Below are 18,846 nucleotides of genomic sequence, written 5' to 3'. Positions count from 1 at the left end.
TCCCAAAGATACAGTGTATTAGTGCTAATGCCAAATAACTGACACGTTTCTTTTTTGGAATGACCAGTCTCTACATAAGCAATAACTCGTTTTCTAAAATCTATTCCGTAACTTTTCATAAGTATAGCATAACAAATACTATACAGAAACTAAAGGACTATATCTCACAGTAATCTTTTTGGGAGCAAAAAAGAAGCAAGCCTTTTCAGCTTACTTCTTTCTAGTAGTTTAAGATAACTCAGCAACAATAGCCTTAATTTGTTCTTTGGTATGAACACCTGCAACTTGCTTAACCACTTGTCCATCTTTTTTAAACAAGAGTGTTGGGATACTCATAATACCAAATTGTTGAGCTGTTGCTGGGTTTTGATCAACATCCAGCTTAACAATTTTCAATTCATCTTCGCTAAATTCTCCAGCTACTTGATCAAGAATTGGTGCTTGCATCAGACATGGTCCGCACCAAGTTGCCCAAAAATCAACCAACACTAAACCTTCTTTTGTTTCTGCTTCAAATGTTGCATCTGTAACGACATGTACCATTTATAATACTCCTTTTGTCTTTTATACTTCTATTTTACAAAAAATCTTACTTTTTGCCTACTATTTGCTACGCTTTCACAAAGTCAATGACATAGGTCATTTCCTCATAAGTCGTCTCAACATCAAAAAGGTCTAAGTCCTCTTTACTCGTGAGGATATAAACACCTTCTCGCAGATAATAGGGAACTGTTCTGCCATCTGTCTTCAACGCTATCTGCTTAGCGTCAAGATTAACTGAAAAGCTAATATCTGACCTGTCTTTAGGTCGCCCAATCACAAGTGTGTCCTGACAAACCAACTGCCCTCCCCATTTTTGATAGAGGTAATTAGCAACATCTCCCTCTCTGGTAAAAATAGCCAGTTTGTCAACGTCTCGTTCAAGCAAACGTTCTTTGGCAACCTCATAAAGTCCTTGTGCGATTCCTTGTCCCTGATAATCTGGATGAACAGCCAAGTTAGTAAAATAAGCAACTTTATTAGCAGGAGCATAGGCATAAGAACAGCTATACTCACTATTATAAATGTCAATATCAAGAAGCCCTACCAAACGATTGTCCTTGATAGCTACTAGAGCAATCCTATCATCAAAAACGTCCGCATCTAAGGGGGTCTTACTCCTCTCCATATCATCAAAAAAGGGAGAAAACAGATAACTCAATGCTTTTGTATAAACCCATTCCTTCTCATCCTTTTCTTGATAATCTCTGATGATAAGCATGTTGACATTACTCCTTACTCTAAATTGACAATGGTCGCTCCTGAACCACCGGCATTCTGTGGCGCATAACCAAAACTCTTGACATGTTTATTGCGTCGGAGATAGTTGCTCACACCTTCTCGAATCACACCTGTACCAATACCGTGAATAATGTCCACCTGAGACATGTTATTCAAAAGCGCTTGGTCGATAAAGGCATCGAGTTCTTCCATCGCTTCTTCATACCGCTTACCACGTAAATCAAGTATCCCTTTCGGTGATTTGTTGGCCACTTTCTTCACAACGGATATCTGCTTAGTCTTAGGCTTACTTTGAGGTTGCTCTTGTTTGATAAGATTAAATTCACTCTCTTTCAAAGTCATCTTAATTAAGCCCACTTGAGCCTCCCAACGACCATCTTTTAATTGTTTGACCAGAGTACCTCTTTGACCATAACTCAGTACCATGATATCGTCTCCCACCTTAGCAGCCCTTAATGCCTTAGCTTTTTTCAGTACCTTATTGTTGGTTAATGACTGTTCAGGAGCTAATTTTTTCAGCTGTCCTTTAGCTTCAATAATTTCATGTGGCTTCAACTGTGATTTGTCATGGAGAGTCTTCAACAACTTATCACTTTCTTCCAAAGCCATATCAACAATGTCTTGCGCTTCTTTCTTGGCTTTCTCCAATTCCTTATCCCAAGCATGTGAAAAGTCATTGTATAGTTTTTTAACAGCTCGGTTAAATTTCAGGTTTTCTTGTTCAACGACCTTGATATTATCCAAACGTCTGCGACTTTCAGCTGTTTGTTGCTCTAATTGGTCAATAATTCTATTGACATCCTTATCCGTATCAAGCATATTTTCCGCTTGAGTCACGATAAGATCAGCTAAGCCTAAACGTCTGGCAATTTCAAAGGCATTTGATTGTCCAGGAACCCCTTGCATAAATTGATAGGTTGGACGTAAGGTGACCGTATCAAATGCCATGCTGGCGTTTTCGACATAAGGTGTCTCAATACCATAGGCCTTAAGCTCAGGATAATGGGTTGTCGCCATGGTTTTTATCTGAGACAGGCGTAAATGTTCCAAAATACTCATAGCAAGACTAGCACCTTCTTGAGGATCAGTGCCTGCACCAAGCTCATCAAAAAGCACAAGAGAATCTTGATTAGCCTCCTCTAAAATCGAGACAATATGTGTCATATGACTAGAGAAGGTTGATAGGCTTTGTTCGATGGATTGTTCATCACCAATATCTGCAAAAATATGATTGAAAACGGCAATCTGACTCCCCTCATCTGCTAAAATCGGTAAACCTGATTGAGCCATTAATTGAGCTAATCCCAAGGTTTTTAGTATAATCGTCTTACCACCCGTATTCGGACCAGTAATCACAATAGCTGTCAACTCATCAGGAAAACTCAAATCATTGGGAACAGGATTAGCTAAGAGGGGGTGTCTAGCATTCAATAACAAAACAGACTTATCCTTAGCCACTTGAGGTATTGTCGCTTTTTTCTCCCTGAGATAAAGCCACTTAGCTTGAATCAAATCCAACTGCCCAATCAACCACGTATTGTTGCGAATAGCGGCTGTATGAGGTCTAATCATCTCAGACAAAGCTTGTAAAATACGTTCGATTTCATGACGTTCATCTGCTCTATCCTGAGTCAAATCCTCATTCAAGGTCACAACAGCTCTCGGCTCAATATAAACCGTACTACCACTGGATGAAATGTCATGGACAACACCAGAGAGCTTATTTCTAAACGTATTTTTCACAGGTAAAACACTGCGCCCATTACGACTAGCCACTAAATTTTCAGATAGATAGTCCGCATGTGATTTTAGCATATCCTGCAAAATACTTCTTACTTGAGACTCTTTCTGTAAAATACGCTGACGAATAGCTGCTAATTCAGGGCTAGCAAAGTCCTCAATAAACCCACCCTCGTTTATTGCTTGCAAACTGCCTTGCAGAGCTGGAAAACTTTCGATTTTTTCAAAAATCTCATTTAATACCTTCAGGGAAACATTATCTAGATTAGCGTAAAAAGACTGTAATTCAGCGGAAACTTGTAAAACCCGTTTCAAAGGAATCAATTCCCCAATATTCAAGTCTGCTTCAAGCTCTAAACGGCGTAACGAATTAGATATATCAGTCAAACTGCCCAATGGCAGATAATGTTGTGCCATAAACAGGTCACCCATATCGGCTATTTCTAAAAATCGACGCTTGATTTTCTCACCGTCCACCATAGGTGACAAATCCGTCAATGCTTGCAAACCTTGTTCTGTCTTGATAAACGGTTCAAATTGCTTCTTTACTTTTTGAAATTCTAACTGTTCTAAAATCCTATTATTCATATCAACCAGTATAACATAAAATAACCTATTTTTCTAAGGTCTCCCAGGGACAGCTTTCTTCTTTTCGACACAGGTAAAATCACGACGAAAATATAGCAAAATCCAATTCCGTGAGACCTATTAACGGGTCAATTAATGTTATGTTTTCCTCCGTAAGCACATAACTACCTTCTGTACTAATCTCTTCTTCAATGACAGTATCATTCGGAGTAACAGTTTCCACATCTATCATTAAGTTCATATTGGACCAGAAATGCTCTTTAAGATAGGTTTTTCGTGCCGTTCCTTCATGTCGTGTTGCATAATCAAAGGCCCTAATATCCCCTAACATAATAAGCTTGCTTTTTGCTCGTGTAATGGCTGTATAAATCAAATTACGTTGCAACATACGCTGACTATGTTTGGTAATAGGCAAAATGACAACCTTAAATTCACTACCTTGTGATTTATGAATACTCATAGCATAAGCCAAGGTGATTCTCCCCCATTCCTGTCTTGAATAAGTAACCTGATTATCATCAAATTGAATAACCATCTCATCCTGTTTAGACTCTGTATATTTAGCTGGGATTAAGTCTTTGATATAACCAATATCTCCATTAAAAACATTTTGCTCAGCATCATTGATAAGATGCAAAACCTTATCATTTTCCCTAAAAACTTGCTCTTGAAAGATAAATTCAAGCTGTTCTTCCTTTGGATTTAAAGTATTTTGTAAAATTGCATTCAAATGTGTAATCCCTGATTGACCACGATACATAGGTGCCAGAATCTGAATATCTTCTTTGGGAATACCACTTTTTAAAGCGGCAGAAACAATTTTTAATATCATGTCTGGAATATAGCTAGCATCCGCTTCAAAATAGGAACGATCTGGCTTTTTTTCTGTAAAATCATCTGGAAGCTTCCCAGAATTAATTTGATTAGCTAGGGTTACTATCGTGGAGTCTTCTGACTGTCTGAAAATCTTTTTTAACGCTATCTGTGGAACTGTCGTAATATTGAGAAGATCAGCCAATACTTGACCTGGACCTACAGACGGTAACTGGTCGGCATCTCCCACAATAATCACTTGGGTGTGGGACGATATAGCACTCAAGAGTTGATGAGCTAGCCATGTATCAACCATTGAAAACTCATCAATGATAATCAGATCTGCATCCAAATAATCATCGAGAACTTGATAATCATTATCTGTATTCAAACCTAGATGCCTGTGAATAGTAGCGCTTGGCAATCCCGTCAACTCGCTCATACGTCTAGCCGCACGTCCTGTCGGAGCAGCCAGTAATATAGGAATATCAGTCTTATTCAAATCAATGTTATGGAGTTGGGCATAAGCTTCGATAATCCCATTGATCACTGTTGTTTTCCCAGTACCAGGCCCACCTGTTAAAATAAAAACCTTACTATTAAGTGCAGTTTGAATAGCTTCTTTTTGAACAGCATCGTAGTTAATACCCTGACTATCTTCAATCGCAGTGATAACCTGATTGATATCATCCAAAGGAATAGCACTACCTATACTTGTATCTAACAGCCTGTTTAAATGTTTGTGGATACCAAACTCAGCATAGTAAAGACTATTCTCAAAAATCTTTGTGCCTATAGATTTTACCTTTTCCTCTGAAATTAACTGCGATAATTGACCAGCAAGTTCCTCAGGAGAAATTTCAATTTGTCTACTATCCTCAAGGAGAAGCAGTGACTTTTCCAGTAAATCTCTAGCTTCGAGATAAGTATCCCCCTCTTCTAAGCAAGTTACAAATAACGTATGAATGAGTCCTGCTCTAAGTCTTTCAGGTGCATTACTCTCAATACCCAATTCTTCCGCCAGCTTATCCGCCATTTTAAAACCGATTCCCTTAATATCTTCCACCAATTGATAGGGATTTTGATTAAGAATCGTTAATGTTTCTTCTTTATATTGCTCAAAAATTTGAAATGCGAGCCTATTACTTAAGCCATACTGAACAAGTGTTGTTATGATTTGCTCTGTTCCATAATTGACTTTTAATGTTGCTATAAAATTATCACGAGCTACTTTTGAAAAACCACTAATGCTATCAAGTTTACTCGGATCTGCAAGAATGTCATCAATCGTATTTTCACCATACAAACTCACTATACGTTCAGCTGTTTTTACCCCAACTCCCTTAAAATGATCGCTTGCAAAATACTTAATCAAAGCTGATGAAGACGGTTTTGACTTCTCATAACGCGTCACTTTTAATTGTTCACCATACTTAGGATGATGACTGAGGTCACCCCAAAAAGTATAGTTATCCCCTTCAAAAACCTCACCAATTGTTCCAGTAACAATGATTTCAAAATCATTAAAATCACTATCTGTATCGTCAATGTTTAACAGTATTATCTTAAAAAAATTGGTGCTATTTTCAAATATCACACGTTCAATACTACCAGTAAAATAATAAGCCATGCCTTTTTCTCTCTTCATCAGGAATATAGTGAAAGAGGCTGGGACCAAGAGACCCAGCTTCTAACATTCTATCATCTTATGTCACTCTTTATACTTAGCGATCCTTAATTGGCCCCAAATCAGGCAATGGCCAAAAACGGAATTTAACTTCTCCGATAATGTCATCTGCCTTAAAAGAACCCACCGCACGACTATCCTGCGACACAATGCGATCATCACCTAATAAATAATATTGTTTTTCAGGTACAACAACCGTAAAATTAGGGTTTCCTTGACTATCTGTAGTAAAAGCCAATGACTGTTCTGCCAATTGTCTAAAGTATTTGTTATATGAGTATGTGGACTGTAATTTATCAGCCTTAAACTCCTCTTGATAACTATCAAGATAGGTCTCCTCAACTTCATGACCATTGACATAAAGTTTATCATTTTCAAATTTCAGGGTATCACCTGGTGTTCCAATAACCCGCTTAACAATCTTCTTTGTCTCCCCTTTATCATCCGTCTCCTCTGCAACAACAATATCAAAACGATCAATTTTCGCTGTTTTTAAAACAAAAAGACGCTCACCATGAGCAAGAGTAGGATCCATTGAATGACCATCCACACTCACATTCATCCAAACAAAAACATAGGAAAGGAAAAATAATGACATAAACAGAATGAAGAAGCCCCATTCTTTAACAAAAGAGGTTAAATGTGATTTTTTCATAAAAACGTCCTTTCAATTTATTGGCTATCTCTTTCGGGAAGCTAATGTTATAGCTTTCTCAGTGTTTTTAAAATGTAATTTCGCCGATTGTTGCAACGATTCCATTCCATACTTTTTCAATAAAAAACTAGCAACTTCATCTGCTTTAGGACCAGCACCACTTGGTATCTTAACCCCAAAACTGTCACTAAGCTTATCTAGATTTTCAAGAAATAGCTTCCGAGCAATGATAGAGCTAACAGCAACAGCTAAATATTTCCCTTCGGCTTTTTCTTCTAAACAGACAGGGTTAGAGAATTGATTAACTTCATTCATTAAATACTTTTTGTAATTCTTTTGGCTGGTAAATGCATCGATGACAATCATTTCAGGGCTTAGTCCAGTTTGGAGCAACAGAAAAATGGCTTGATTATGTAAGGCAACTTTCACAGAAACAGCATTATGCTTCTTTCCTTCCCCAACAACTTCATTGTATTTTTGAGGAGATAGCAATAAAGCTTTATGTGGGATTTCTTTCTCAAGAATAGGTGCAATCTGCCTAATTTTTATATCTGTCAGTGCCTTAGAGTCATCGACACCTAATTTTTTTAATAGGGTATGGTGCTCAGGAGTAACAAAACTAGCAACAACTGCAATGCCTCCAAAGTAAGAGCCGTTCCCAACTTCATCCGTCCCTATCATTGTGACAGATTGAGCTATTTGCGAAGGTAGAGTCTCAATATCGGAGACATAACCAAACTGTTTTGCCAGTTCCAAAGCTTTTACGCCTTGAAAGACAATTTTACCTGAATTATAAAGCGTTACAGAAACACCTGGCAATTTAGCCGCAAAAGTAACATGAAGATTGTTCACCTTAATCTGGTAATTTTTCAAATCTTTTTCAATACTCGTTGTCTTTCCTTGACCCATTGACATCACAATCGTATTCATAAGAACTATTTTACCATAAAATCAGAAAACAAGTTAGACTTATCTCATTTTAAAGAAAGTTTTATTAGCCTTTCGTCTTCTTTCACATCGACTAATCTTTGCATATTAAACACTCATAATAAAGACTCTCATTTTACGAAAAGAATATTTTAAGGTATAATGAAAAAGAAAGAGGTGACTGTTATGAATCAAAAAAACCGTTATAAATTTGTATTTGGAAATAAACCACTAACCCTAACAACTGATAAAGATAACTTATTTATGGAAGAAGTGGAACGTTTGGCAAAAGAAAAATATGAAGCTATAAAAGCAAAATTACCCCAAGCTGATGATGAAACGGTGGCTATTTTAATGGCTATTAATAGTCTATCCGTTCAGTTAACTCGTGAATTGGAGCTGACTAGCAAAGATATGGATAATGTCCAAAAGGAAGAAAAGATTGCTCTACCTGAAAATCTAAAGACAGATGAGACTAAAGAGGGTACTGAAGAATGATATCTCTACTTCTTCTATTTATCTTTGCTTGGCATTTTTATATAGGCTACTCTAGAGGGATTGTTCTGCAAGCTTATTACACGACTTCAGCAGTAGTAGCATTTATGTTCTCTATTTTCTACTATAAAAGACTAGCGGATGCTCTCACTTTATGGGTACCTTATGCTAGTCCAACCGAAGAATCAACTGTCTTTTTTTTCAAAACCGTTAATATCTTTGAATTAGACCGAGTATTTTATTCTGGTGTAGCATTTACCATTATTTATGTAGCTGTCTTCTTGCTTTTACGTTTCTTAGGACTGTTTATACATTTCGTTGATCATCATCGTTTTGATACATCACATTATCAAATCATTAGCGGTGGACTCTCAGTTTTACTATCTATATTTTTCACAACAATGCTATTAACCATTCTAGCTACCATTCCTATCTCTATGATCCAAAATCTATTGGAACATAATCTTATTTTTCGTTTCTTAATTAAACTTCCAATCTTGTCACAACTATTACAGTACTTGTGGGTGACAGCAATTTTATAATTTGGCACTTTTAGATAAAGGCTCTATAAGACTGTAGTGGGTAAGTCCACCATAGAGATTATAGGGCCTTTTGAGTACCAAAAAAGTCCCATATAGCCTATAATGAAAAGCAAGCAAACCATCATTAGAAAGACTCATATGGAATAAAGAACTAGTCAGGGGAGTGACTAGTTCTTCCCGAGCCTAAAAATAAAAAAGCGAGGATTTTATCACAAACCTACTCGGAATAAAAGACCCTAATATCACTATCTTGGATTATAAAGAGGCGGGAACACATAAGGAAATCATCGCTAAACTGGACTATCCCACCCCAAAATGTCACCATTGTCAAGGTCAAATGGCCAAATACGACTTCCAGAAAGCATCCAAAATACCTTATCTAGAATGTGCCGGCTACAAGACACTAATTCGGTTGAGAAAGCGACGTTTTCGCTGCCATGACTGCAGAAAAATAACCGTCGCTGAGACCTCTCTAGTCAAGAAAAATCACCAGATACCTGTCATCCTTAATCAGAAAATCGCACAGAAACTCATTGAGAATGTGACCATGACTTCTATCGCTCAAACCCTAGCTGTATCAACATCAACTGTCATCAGAAAGCTAAAGGAGTTCCAATTTAAGACAGACCTGAACTGGCTACCAGAAAATAGAGAAGGATTTTGACTGCCTTGAACATCAAAAAGGAGAGAACCAATGTGATTCTCTCCAGATGTTAGCTTTTCATTTACCCACTACAGTTGACAAAGAGCCAAGATAAAAAGCGAACAAAACAGGATTCTGACTGGCAGAAAACTATTCTTGTTCGCTTTTTATTGAGAATACGATATTTGTCCCGACCGCAAATAACCTGTTAATCAACACATCAGTATGATTAACATTATTATTTCTTCTGTTCTAATTCACGCAACATTTGGTCGATTTTATTACCATATTCAATCGACTCGTCTTTGATAAAGACAAGATCTGGGATTTTATACATGGTCAACTGTTTGCCAAGTTCGCGTTTAATCGTACCTTTAGCTTTTTCTAATCCCTCTTGGGCTTTTTTGTTATCAGACGCTAACTCACTCAAAATAGAGTAGTAGACTTTAGCAGCTGATAAATCACCTAGCATCTGGACATCAGTAATCGTTACACCTGCAACACGAGGGTCACGAACTTTCTTTTGAAGAATCTCTGTGACCTCACGTTTGACAGCCATGCCAACAGCATCTGCACGATAATTTGCCATAGGAACTCCTTTCCTTAGTCATCTTGTGAGAAAGAGGTTGGGACTTACTCCCAGCCTCCTTATTGTTATAAGTAGCTTTTGTCAAACCATTGCCTAAGCATTACTCAGGCAGTGGTGACAAGCCTTGTCGTCTTATTTACGTTTAATTTCTTCCATGATGTATGCTTCAATGACATCGTCAACCTGAAGGTCATTGTAGTTCTCAATCATCAAACCACCTTCACGGCCATTTGTCACTTCTTTCACGTCATCTTTATAGTGTTTTAAGCTAGCTAATTTGCCATCGTAAACAACCACACGATCACGGATAACGCGCACACTTGAATCACGAGTGACTTTACCATTGATAACCATGAAACCACCGATTGTGCCAACCTTATTGACCTTGAAGGTTTCACGAATCAATGCCTCACCGATAACTTTTTCTTGGTATTCAGGATCAAGCATACCCTTCATAGCATCCTCAACCTCTTCAATCACCTTGTAAATGATACTATGTGAACGAATTTCGACATCGTCCATTTCCGCTTGTTGACGAGCCTGAGGTGTAGGACGCACGTTAAAGCCATAGATAATCGCATTACTTGCCGCTGCCAAGGTCACATCTGATTCGTTAATAGCACCTACTGCTGAGTGAACAACCGTTACTTTAACACCTTCGACATCAATTTTGAGCAATGATGCTGCTAAAGCCTCAACAGAACCTTGCACATCGGCTTTGATGATGACATTAACTGATTTGACTTCACCAGCTTTAAGGGTATCAAAGAGATTTTCAAGGCTAACACGGTGTGTTGCTTGACGTTGTTTCAAGAGAGCACGTTTAGCACGTTCTTCACCTGCTGCACGTGCTGCTTTTTCATCTGCATAGACAGCAAAGTGGTCACCAGCCATAGGAGCCTCATTCAAACCAGTGATTGATACCGGTGTTGAAGGTGCTGCAGACTTCACGCGACGACCAAGATCATTTGTCATAGCACGGACACGTCCAAAGGTATTTCCGACAACGATTGGGTCTTGGATATTCAGCGTCCCTTGTTGCACAAGAAGGGTTGCAACCGCACCTTTTCCTTTATCCAAACGTGCTTCAATAACTGTACCAATAGCACGGACTGTTGGATCTGCTTTCAATTCTTGGATTTCTGCGACAAGAAGAACAGTCTCAAGCAATTCTTCGATATTCTTACCGAACTTGGCAGAAATTTCAACAAATTCACAGTCACCACCCCAAGCTGTTGAGATGATGCCATGCTCTGCTAATTCACCGATAACTCGCTCTGGGTTTGCATCAGGCTTATCAATCTTGTTAATAGCAACGATGATTGGAACATTGGCTGCTTTCGAATGGTTAATCGCTTCAATCGTCTGCGGCATAACTCCATCATCTGCCGCCACAATCAAAATGGTAATATCTGTCACAGAAGCACCACGCGCACGCATGCTTGTAAAGGCCGCGTGTCCAGGCGTATCCAAGAAAGTGATTAACTTACCATCTTCTTCAATTTGGTAGGCACCGATATGCTGTGTGATACCACCAGCTTCTCCTGTTGCCACGCGCGAATTACGTAGCGTATCAAGAAGCGTTGTTTTACCATGGTCAACGTGTCCCATGATCGTTACAACAGGCGCTCTCTCAACCATATTCTCAGGATTTAGGTAGTCTTCATCAACAAAGAAACGCTCAATATCAGCATTATCAACTTCAACTTTTTGACGGGCTTCAATACCGTAATCCACCATAAGCAATTCAATAGTATCAGCATCTAGGGATTGGTTTTGTGTCGCCATAACACCCATCATAAAGAGTTTCTTAACAATTTCAGCTGGCTCACGTTTGATACGTTTTGCGATGTCTGCGACAGTCATCCCCTCAGTATATTCAAATTCTTTTGGTAATTCATGGAATTTACGCTCTGTGACTGGTTTTGGAGCTTCCTTTTGATTACCCTTACCTTTTTTATTCTTCTTGTTGTTATTCCAGTTACTTGTTTTTTGATTTCTCACTTGGTTCTGATTTTTCCAGTTATTCTTATTTTTTTGTTTAGGTCCATCTTCATTCTCATCATCTTGGTGACGTGATTTTTCTGGACGCGCTTTTTTGCGGCTGTAGTTATTATCTACAGCATGTGGAACAGGTGCAGCTGAAGTCGTTTGATTTAATTCAGCTTCTTTCAGGCGTTCCACAGCTTGACGTGCCTCTTCTTCAGCTTTCAATTTTGCTGCTCTTGCTTGCTGGGCTTCCTGTTCAGCTTTTTGCTTAGCAAGTTGTTCCTGACGGAAACGGTCCTCACTTTGACGTGAATACTCTGCGTTTTGTTCCGCTTTTAAAGCTGCCGCTCTTGCCTTAAAGTCAATTTTAGGAGCTGATTGAGCTGGACGACTTTGAGCTTGTCTTTCTTTAAACGTTCCTTTAACAGATCCTTGCACAGTTTGTTGCCCTTTGACTTGTCCACCTTTGCTCTGCGAATCACGATGACGTTCTTCACGACCTCTTTGGTGTTCTTGACGACGGTCAGAACGAGGCTTTGAACCTTTTTGTTCAGGTTTACTGTCTTTACGACGGGCTTCACTATGACCACTTCTTTGCTGACGACGTTCTGCTTCTGCTTTGGCACGGGCTTCACGCTCAGCTTTAAAATTACGACTTTTCGGTCTAGCTGATGTTGAAGTAGTTTCTGATACTTGCTTTTCTTGTAGCACTTCTGACTTTACTTCCTCAACTTTAGCTTTTGAATCTGTCGCAGAAATTTTATCTGTCATTGCTTTTTCGACAGGTGGCTTGGTAGTCGTTTTACTAGAGCTTATCGCCGAAAAACTATCGATAATCTTCTGAGCTAGTTCTGCCTCTACTGATGAAGCATGGCTTTTAACTTCCATACCAAGCTCTTTTGCTCGTTCGACAACTTCCTTACTTGCTTTTCCAAGTTCTTTTGCGATTTCATGTAATCTTTTCTTAGACAAATCTTGTCCTCCTATTCTTTAGTCCATAAGAGTCCTCATTTTCTTTGAAAATCCGGCGTCTGTAACGGCAATAACCTTTCGACTACGTCCGATAGCAGCGCTTAATTCCAGTGTTGATAACACTGTAAAGACTTCTAATTCATAATAGTTACTTTTATCCTTGATTTTTTTGGTTAGATTAGGGCCTGCATCATGAGCTAGAAAAATGAGCTTAGCAGTCTCTGACTGAATAGCTTTAACAACCAATTCTTCACCAGATATTAGTTTTCCCGCTCGTTGTGCTAAACCTAATACATTCATGAGTTTTTCTGTATTATTCAAGGCCTAACTCTCTTCTTTTTACTTTGTGGTCAACGTAGGCAATTAATTCATCATAAAAACTTTCTGGTACTTCCATTGAAAAACTACGGTTAAATACCTGTTTTTTCTTGGCTAATTGGGCTTCCTCATTATCTAATTTGATATAAGCTCCACGGCCATTTTGTTTACCTGTTGGGTCGATGAACACTTTCCCTTCTTTGTTTTTGACAATACGTAACAAATCACGTTTATCAATTACTTCTCCAGAGACCACTGATTTGCGTAAAGGTATTTTTCTTGTTTTTGCCATAAAACACCTCGCTTGTTAATCTTGTTCGTCAGAAACTTCCACTTCTGTTTCAGCTTGATTAGTTTCCATAGCTTCGAACTCACTTGCAGACTTAATATCAATACGGAAGCCTGTCAAGTGTGCAGCTAGACGAACGTTTTGCCCACGACGCCCAATGGCAAGGGACAATTTATTATCTGGTACAACAACCAAGGCACGCTTGCTATCAACTTCATCGAAGATAACTTGGTCAACCTCTGCTGGTGCAATGGCATTGTAAATGAATTCTGCTTCATCTTCAACCCACTCAATAACGTCGATATTTTCTTCAACTGGTACTAAGAGACCTGTTTTGGGATCAAGACGTTTAGGATGGAACTTGCTGATAACCTTTTGAATATTGACACCCTTACGACCAACGATGGTACCGATGGCATCAACGTTAGGGTTGTGGCTTCGAACAGCAACTTTAGTGCGATCTCCTGCTTCACGCGAAACCGCCATGATTTCAACAACACCCTCAAACACTTCTGGAATCTCACGTTCCATCAAGCGTTTGATAAATTCAGGGTGGCTACGGCTGACAAAGACACTTACACCCCTTGGGTTGTTCTCAACTTTGTAGACATAAACTTCAATGCGATCATGCGACTTGAAAGTTTCTCCTGGAATTTGGTCTTGTTTTGACAACTGTGCTTCAATCGTTCCCAAGTTCACATAAATAAAGCGGTCATCGAAACGTTCAACCGTACCAGTCATGATTTCACTCTCATGTTGCTTGTACTCATTGTACGTCACTTCACGCATCTGACGACGCATTTTCTCCATAATGGTTTGTTTAGCAGATTGAGCTGCTACACGTCCAAATTCACGAGGCGATTCTTCAAAGCGAATTTTATCACCTAGCTCATACGCAGAACTGATGGCTAAGGCATCCTTGAGACTGATTTCGAGACGGCTGTCAAAAACTTCCTCAACGACTTCACGGACTGTAAAAACTCTAAAGTCACCTGATTTGTCATCAAATTCAACTACTGCACTTTCAGATTGACCAAAACGACGACGGTAAGCTGCTTTTAAAGAATCTGTCACTGTCTCGATGATATCTGCCTTGTTAATATGTTTTTCTTCTTCCAAAATACGGAAGGCTTCTAGCATTTCTTTGCTCATAGTGTTAAGCCTTGTTCGTTTACAAGGTTTCCTTTCTTTAGATAATCCTTAAAATTTAATCGCCATTCTGGCTTTAGCAATCGTTTGATAGGGAATCGTAACTGTTTTGTCACGGGTTTTATCCCTATAAGCTATGACTAACTCTTCGTCTTCAAAACTTAGCAAATCGCCTTCAAAAACCTTGATTTTATCAATTGCCTTATATAAACTCACATTGATATAGGAACCAACAGCTGCTTTGAGACTTTCTTTCGTTTTGAGAGGACGCTCTAAACCTGGACTGGATACCTCCAAGAAATAATTTTCTGGAAAAGGATCTGGTTTAATAGTGTCCAAAGCAGGACTAATGACTTCGGTCAATAAGGCTGTATCTTCGACAGTAATGCCTTCCGGTTTATCCACCAATACACTCAACACATAGTCGCCACCCATTTTTTCATAGGTTACATCAACCAATTCAAAGGGTTCCTCAATCAAGGGAGTCACGACTTCGGTAACTAATTCAACAATCGTTGCGATAAATGTATCCTCCTTCTTTTTATATCTGATATGGATAAGAGGCGAAGTGTTCAACTTCGCCTCCTTTCTTATTCATAACTTAATAACAGTATACCATATCACCACGAATATGACAAGAAAAAACTAGCCTATCAGCTTAGTTAAGCCTTTTCATAAAGAATGATAAGCTTATTTTACCACAATCTCACTGCTCACAACTGAAAAATGGTGGGCAATACCCCCTTAAAGCCCATGAAATCAAGGGGATAAAAGGAGAGGAGGGGATAAAACGCCCTTTTTTCTCCCCTTTTGCTTTGCCGATATATTGATTTTAGCTAATTTTTGTTACATACACAGCAATAAAACACATAAACCTAAAACAAGTTGACGGGTGTTTGACGGGTGTTGATAATAATGATAAAACATTAATATCTATAAAACATGTCTTGCCCTCCTAATTAACTATTCGAAGAAAATTATCAAAACACTTGACATTATACAACTTTAGTTATATAATATATATGTAAGGTTGATAAGGAGCAACCTTAGACAAGGAAAAAACGAAAGGAGAGAAAATTGTTTGAGTACCAAAAAAGACCACTCAAGTTAAAGACAAACAAGCTAGTAATCAAAATCAACTTGTTAATCTTCGTTCTTGAATGGCATATCGAAATTGGATAGTGAGCAATCACTATCCACCCCTTCGGGGGTGTACTTAAATAATAACAAAAAACACCATGAAAGTAAAATATAACATCAGAAAAACAACTAAACGAGAAAAGTTAGAATTTCTTTTGGTTATTATCATTGCTTTTACACTCTGGTTCTTATTGAGGTAACACATGATTTTTAACATCAATATCGAAAACATTGCCTGGCTACTAGATAATCACACTTCTTACATGATAGGTAAAAAATGTGGTATTTCTTCACAGGCAGTTGATAAATATAAAAATGGTGATTCAGATATTATGAATATGAAATTAAAAACTGCCATAGCAATGTCTGAATTAGCTAACGAACTAAAGACTAAAGAACATTAAAAAAGCCCCCAGCTACAAAGCTGAGGGGTTTTTATTGTCAAAAATGCCAATTTGTCGATAAATAACTTTTATATCAAGATAATTATTAACAAAATCGCTATTTTGTCGATTTTATTTTCTAGGTAAATTCCTCAACGGCTGAAAACGTTGATTTTACTATGTTTTTTAATTTTCCAAGTAAATTCCGAGCAATAAAAAAGTATCCTTATGATTGCACAGGAAGTATTACTAATAAAAACGGACAAGAGGCCCCGTATGAGGCCTCTGTCTAGAAAGGAGGTCGGGTTCGTAGAGTTAACTACTTGGAATCAGCATTTGCCAAAACCTGCCCCTCCTTGAAGTTATTATTAATACGATGTATGACTGCCCAAAAAGGCACAAGAAACTAATCTTAAACACACTCGTTATATATATTATACACTATATCATTTTTTCGTCAAGAATTTTTATTCAATATAACAAACACCGAACAGCTTAGAATCTTTTTCTCCTTGGGATGTCTTCCCAGAATATCTTAATTTTTTTAAAGTTTTATAGATATTAATTTTAGCTTGGCTATTTCCACAAAAATTTATCATAAAATGCGAGGGGATAAAATCAGCAATTTGCAAACCTGCATCATTCTCTACTTTTCTTTTGAATTGCATATCTGTGATAGCTTGTTGGATATCTACAGCTTTGTAAATAAGGGTTCCGTGAGTCAAAATTTTATAAAATTGTTTTTGTAAGGCTAAATCGGAATTGTTATTAATATGATCTGCTCTACTCTCGAAAATAATACGTCCCCTAGCTCTGTGGTGCTTAAGAAAACAAACAAAATTATTAATAATATGCGTTAAACAAATACCATCTCCTCTATAATAACTAGGAGTAAAGTTATATTTTTCGGATAAAGAACTAAGATTTACCATTGCACCAAAAACGAAGCAATTATTACTAGCCAAAATATTCTCTATCCCTTCAAATATCTTTCTTTTGTTAGACCTAGCGTTAAAAACATTATAATACGGATTGAACCTAGTGTTAGCGGAGCGGATATCTGACATATGAAGGACAATATTTTTAGCTTCTGGGTAAGAGAGTGTTGAAGACCACAAATCACTTTTTAAACGACCTAACATACTACCCATATTTCTTACTTTGTTATCCAGGATAGCCATCCCTGCTATTCCATACATTATTTGTCCGTCTTTATTGTATTTCGTTTCATCTAGATATAAATTGTAAAATCCGCCCATAAATTTCCTCGCTTTCATTAAGATTAGTATAACAAACATACCAAGATTTTTCAACGTAACAACCACCCCCGAACTAATCGAGGGTGGTTGTGTTGGATCCAAAGGCTATTTTATTATATCACATAAATCATTTGAGTGTTCCCCACAAGCTAATACGATTACCGTTTTGGTCTGTCTGGCCAATCGCCATATAATTACGCTTACCTGATGATCCAATGTAAGAAATCCAGCGATAGCCGTTTGCTGAACCTTTGCTATCATATTTCACCGATTGGCTTGGTTCATAGACTGCGACAACCTCACCATTAAGACTAGGAGCTCGTCTAACGTTGATAGGCACTTCACCTAATGTAAATGTCCCGTTCTCTGGATACAGTTCAATTTCTTGGCTTGTAGGCTCAATTTGGACTGCTACGCCTCCATCTTCGTAAGGAGGATAGAACCAACCAGTTATACCAGTAAAATCTCTAGTGTTGAAACGTGCTGGAGCCCCAACATAAAGTGCATCCCAATTCCCATCAATGTTCTACTCGACAGTTTTCATAGTGTAGCCATCGCTATCCTCATACACCATACCAGTATGCCCAAATTCGTGATAAAGTACCGACTGAACAAAGAACGCACCTTTACGTGGTTTTTCGTTAGTAGGCGTACGCACGACTTGCCAACCTGCTGACTCTGCAGAATCTAACAAATTAATAGCGTTCCCCCACAAATCAACTCCGAAAAAATGTTTAGCTGTGTAGCAGGGAACATCCGCACACTGAAAACCATGAACTAAATCCTTGTCTACTCCCATTCCAGAATGAGCAAGATTGACATTAAATTGTACTACTTCATTTACTGTTGCCATAATATTCCTCCAAAAATAAAATCATACAGAAAAAAGGAAAGAAAGCGATATACAACAAGACATATAACGCAATCGCTATGAGTAACTTGCCTATCGCTTTCACTGTTTTCCCCCTCTTAGTTTGGTTCACGATAGCTTAACGCTCTATCGCTATCAGAAATCCCTGCTGTTGTTGGATCATTGATGACCCCCAACAAAACAAGCAAGGTCAAAGCTGTGTTTGTGACTTCGTTGATATTATCGGGCAATTTTAGACCGATTTGTTGAGTCAGTAAGATAACCTCCCTTTTTAAAAATAAAGGGTGTTACCACCCCTTATTTATTCAGCAGCTAAATCACTTGTTTCATCTGGTGTTTCATCTGATTTTTCCTTGCGTGGTTTTTTCTTGCGTGGTTTTTCTTCGACATGTTCATCAGCAACATCTTCAATTTCAGAAACAGGAACAAGGACGGCTGAGACATCTGGAAAAGTTAGCTTGAGCTTTTCATTGACTTCTTCTGCATAATCTGGCTCAAGTTCAATCACACCATCGA

The 18,846-nt window shown here is 38.2% G+C and carries 18 protein-coding genes and 3 pseudogenes; 4 read left to right on the top strand and 17 right to left on the bottom strand.

Features of this window, described 5'->3' with window-relative positions; translation table 11 throughout:
- The 7 genes from ACVRZH_RS08570 to rnhC all read right to left on the bottom strand — a co-directional run.
- A partial coding sequence (locus ACVRZH_RS08570) for an IS630 transposase-related protein (RefSeq protein WP_447454884.1) occupies positions 1-119 on the bottom strand: 119 nt, incomplete at its 3' end.
- A 109-nt stretch (positions 120-228) separates the two neighbouring features.
- Complete coding sequence (gene trxA / locus ACVRZH_RS08565) at positions 229-543, bottom strand: thioredoxin (protein WP_447454882.1); 315 nt, start codon at positions 541-543, stop codon at positions 229-231.
- 67 nt (positions 544-610) lie between these two features.
- Positions 611-1,261 (bottom strand): GNAT family N-acetyltransferase, encoded by a 651-nt coding sequence (locus ACVRZH_RS08560; RefSeq protein ID WP_447454881.1) that lies wholly within the window; start codon positions 1,259-1,261, stop codon positions 611-613.
- A 14-nt stretch (positions 1,262-1,275) separates the two neighbouring features.
- On the bottom strand, positions 1,276-3,609 hold the full coding sequence (locus tag ACVRZH_RS08555; RefSeq protein ID WP_447454880.1) for an endonuclease MutS2: 2,334 nt from the start codon (positions 3,607-3,609) through the stop codon (positions 1,276-1,278).
- 79 nt (positions 3,610-3,688) lie between these two features.
- Positions 3,689-6,052, bottom strand: coding sequence for an SF1B family DNA helicase RecD2 (gene recD2, locus ACVRZH_RS08550; RefSeq protein ID WP_447454879.1), 2,364 nt, complete (start codon positions 6,050-6,052; stop codon positions 3,689-3,691).
- 94 nt (positions 6,053-6,146) lie between these two features.
- A complete protein-coding gene (gene lepB / locus ACVRZH_RS08545) occupies positions 6,147-6,764 on the bottom strand; it encodes a signal peptidase I (protein WP_447454878.1) in 618 nt (205 codons plus the stop codon).
- Between the two features lie 24 nt (positions 6,765-6,788).
- Entirely contained in the window at positions 6,789-7,694 is a 906-nt protein-coding gene (gene rnhC / locus ACVRZH_RS08540) for a ribonuclease HIII (RefSeq protein ID WP_447454877.1), read from the bottom strand.
- A gap of 183 nt (positions 7,695-7,877) precedes the next feature.
- Here rnhC and ACVRZH_RS08535 point away from each other — a divergent pair, with 183 nt between their 5' ends.
- The 3 genes and pseudogenes from ACVRZH_RS08535 to ACVRZH_RS08525 all read left to right on the top strand — a co-directional run.
- Positions 7,878-8,189, top strand: coding sequence for a hypothetical protein (locus ACVRZH_RS08535; protein ID WP_447454876.1), 312 nt, complete (start codon positions 7,878-7,880; stop codon positions 8,187-8,189).
- Entirely contained in the window at positions 8,186-8,728 is a 543-nt protein-coding gene (locus ACVRZH_RS08530) for a CvpA family protein (RefSeq protein ID WP_447454875.1), read from the top strand. Before ACVRZH_RS08535 ends, ACVRZH_RS08530 begins: the two co-directional genes overlap by 4 nt.
- Before the next feature lie 208 nt (positions 8,729-8,936).
- Positions 8,937-9,377, top strand: a pseudogene (locus ACVRZH_RS08525) (helix-turn-helix domain-containing protein); the annotation flags it as partial.
- Between the two features lie 232 nt (positions 9,378-9,609).
- Here the strand turns inward: ACVRZH_RS08525 and rbfA are convergent.
- The 6 genes from rbfA to rimP form a co-directional block, all read right to left on the bottom strand.
- On the bottom strand, positions 9,610-9,960 hold the full coding sequence (gene rbfA, locus ACVRZH_RS08520; RefSeq protein WP_447454874.1) for a 30S ribosome-binding factor RbfA: 351 nt from the start codon (positions 9,958-9,960) through the stop codon (positions 9,610-9,612).
- A 132-nt stretch (positions 9,961-10,092) separates the two neighbouring features.
- Positions 10,093-12,921, bottom strand: a complete 2,829-nt coding sequence (gene infB, locus ACVRZH_RS08515; RefSeq protein ID WP_447454873.1) for a translation initiation factor IF-2 — start codon at positions 12,919-12,921, stop codon at positions 10,093-10,095.
- An 18-nt stretch (positions 12,922-12,939) separates the two neighbouring features.
- Positions 12,940-13,242: a YlxQ-related RNA-binding protein gene (locus ACVRZH_RS08510; protein ID WP_447454872.1), complete on the bottom strand. Its 303-nt coding sequence runs from the start codon at positions 13,240-13,242 to the stop codon at positions 12,940-12,942.
- Positions 13,235-13,531, bottom strand: a complete 297-nt coding sequence (rnpM, locus tag ACVRZH_RS08505) for an RNase P modulator RnpM (RefSeq protein WP_447454871.1) — start codon at positions 13,529-13,531, stop codon at positions 13,235-13,237. The genes ACVRZH_RS08510 and rnpM overlap by 8 nt, the downstream gene beginning before the upstream one ends.
- Positions 13,532-13,546: 15 nt before the next feature.
- Positions 13,547-14,680, bottom strand: coding sequence for a transcription termination factor NusA (gene nusA, locus ACVRZH_RS08500; RefSeq protein ID WP_447454870.1), 1,134 nt, complete (start codon positions 14,678-14,680; stop codon positions 13,547-13,549).
- 48 nt (positions 14,681-14,728) lie between these two features.
- Positions 14,729-15,229 carry a ribosome maturation factor RimP gene (rimP, locus tag ACVRZH_RS08495; RefSeq protein WP_447454883.1) on the bottom strand — a complete coding sequence of 167 codons (501 nt, stop codon included), beginning with the start codon at positions 15,227-15,229 and terminating at the stop codon, positions 14,729-14,731.
- A 791-nt stretch (positions 15,230-16,020) separates the two neighbouring features.
- Between rimP and ACVRZH_RS08490 the strand changes: the two genes are divergently transcribed.
- Positions 16,021-16,221, top strand: coding sequence for a hypothetical protein (locus tag ACVRZH_RS08490; RefSeq protein ID WP_447454869.1), 201 nt, complete (start codon positions 16,021-16,023; stop codon positions 16,219-16,221).
- Positions 16,222-16,667: 446 nt separating this feature from the next.
- Here the strand turns inward: ACVRZH_RS08490 and ACVRZH_RS08485 are convergent, their stop codons facing one another.
- From ACVRZH_RS08485 to ACVRZH_RS08470, 4 genes and pseudogenes are all read right to left on the bottom strand, one after another.
- Positions 16,668-17,513: a DUF3800 domain-containing protein gene (locus ACVRZH_RS08485; RefSeq protein WP_447454868.1), complete on the bottom strand. Its 846-nt coding sequence runs from the start codon at positions 17,511-17,513 to the stop codon at positions 16,668-16,670.
- 73 nt (positions 17,514-17,586) lie between these two features.
- Positions 17,587-18,312, bottom strand: a pseudogene (locus ACVRZH_RS08480) (SH3 domain-containing protein); the annotation flags it as partial.
- Between the two features lie 116 nt (positions 18,313-18,428).
- Positions 18,429-18,593 (bottom strand): annotated as a pseudogene (locus tag ACVRZH_RS08475) (phage holin); the annotation flags it as partial.
- A gap of 38 nt (positions 18,594-18,631) precedes the next feature.
- A partial coding sequence (locus tag ACVRZH_RS08470; RefSeq protein ID WP_447454867.1) for a hypothetical protein occupies positions 18,632-18,846 on the bottom strand: 215 nt, incomplete at its 5' end.

The organism is Streptococcus fryi (assembly GCF_053206505.1).
The sequence above is the reverse complement of the archived record's forward strand: the minus strand, read 5'-3'. Positions and strand labels throughout refer to the sequence as shown.

Bases quoted from the DNA above. Each gene is read 5' to 3' on its own strand.
- trxA (WP_447454882.1), bottom strand. From the start codon at position 543: ATGGTACATGTCGTTACAGATGCAACATTTGAAGCAGAAACAAAAGAA.
- ACVRZH_RS08560 (WP_447454881.1), bottom strand. From the start codon at position 1,261: ATGCTTATCATCAGAGATTATCAAGAAAAGGATGAGAAGGAATGGGTT.
- ACVRZH_RS08555 (WP_447454880.1), bottom strand. From the start codon at position 3,609: ATGAATAATAGGATTTTAGAACAGTTAGAATTTCAAAAAGTAAAGAAG.
- recD2 (WP_447454879.1), bottom strand. From the start codon at position 6,052: ATGGCTTATTATTTTACTGGTAGTATTGAACGTGTGATATTTGAAAAT.
- lepB (WP_447454878.1), bottom strand. From the start codon at position 6,764: ATGAAAAAATCACATTTAACCTCTTTTGTTAAAGAATGGGGCTTCTTC.
- rnhC (WP_447454877.1), bottom strand. From the start codon at position 7,694: ATGAATACGATTGTGATGTCAATGGGTCAAGGAAAGACAACGAGTATT.
- ACVRZH_RS08535 (WP_447454876.1), top strand. From the start codon at position 7,878: ATGAATCAAAAAAACCGTTATAAATTTGTATTTGGAAATAAACCACTA.
- ACVRZH_RS08530 (WP_447454875.1), top strand. From the start codon at position 8,186: ATGATATCTCTACTTCTTCTATTTATCTTTGCTTGGCATTTTTATATA.
- rbfA (WP_447454874.1), bottom strand. From the start codon at position 9,960: ATGGCAAATTATCGTGCAGATGCTGTTGGCATGGCTGTCAAACGTGAG.
- rnpM (WP_447454871.1), bottom strand. From the start codon at position 13,531: ATGGCAAAAACAAGAAAAATACCTTTACGCAAATCAGTGGTCTCTGGA.
- nusA (WP_447454870.1), bottom strand. From the start codon at position 14,680: ATGAGCAAAGAAATGCTAGAAGCCTTCCGTATTTTGGAAGAAGAAAAA.
- ACVRZH_RS08490 (WP_447454869.1), top strand. From the start codon at position 16,021: ATGATTTTTAACATCAATATCGAAAACATTGCCTGGCTACTAGATAAT.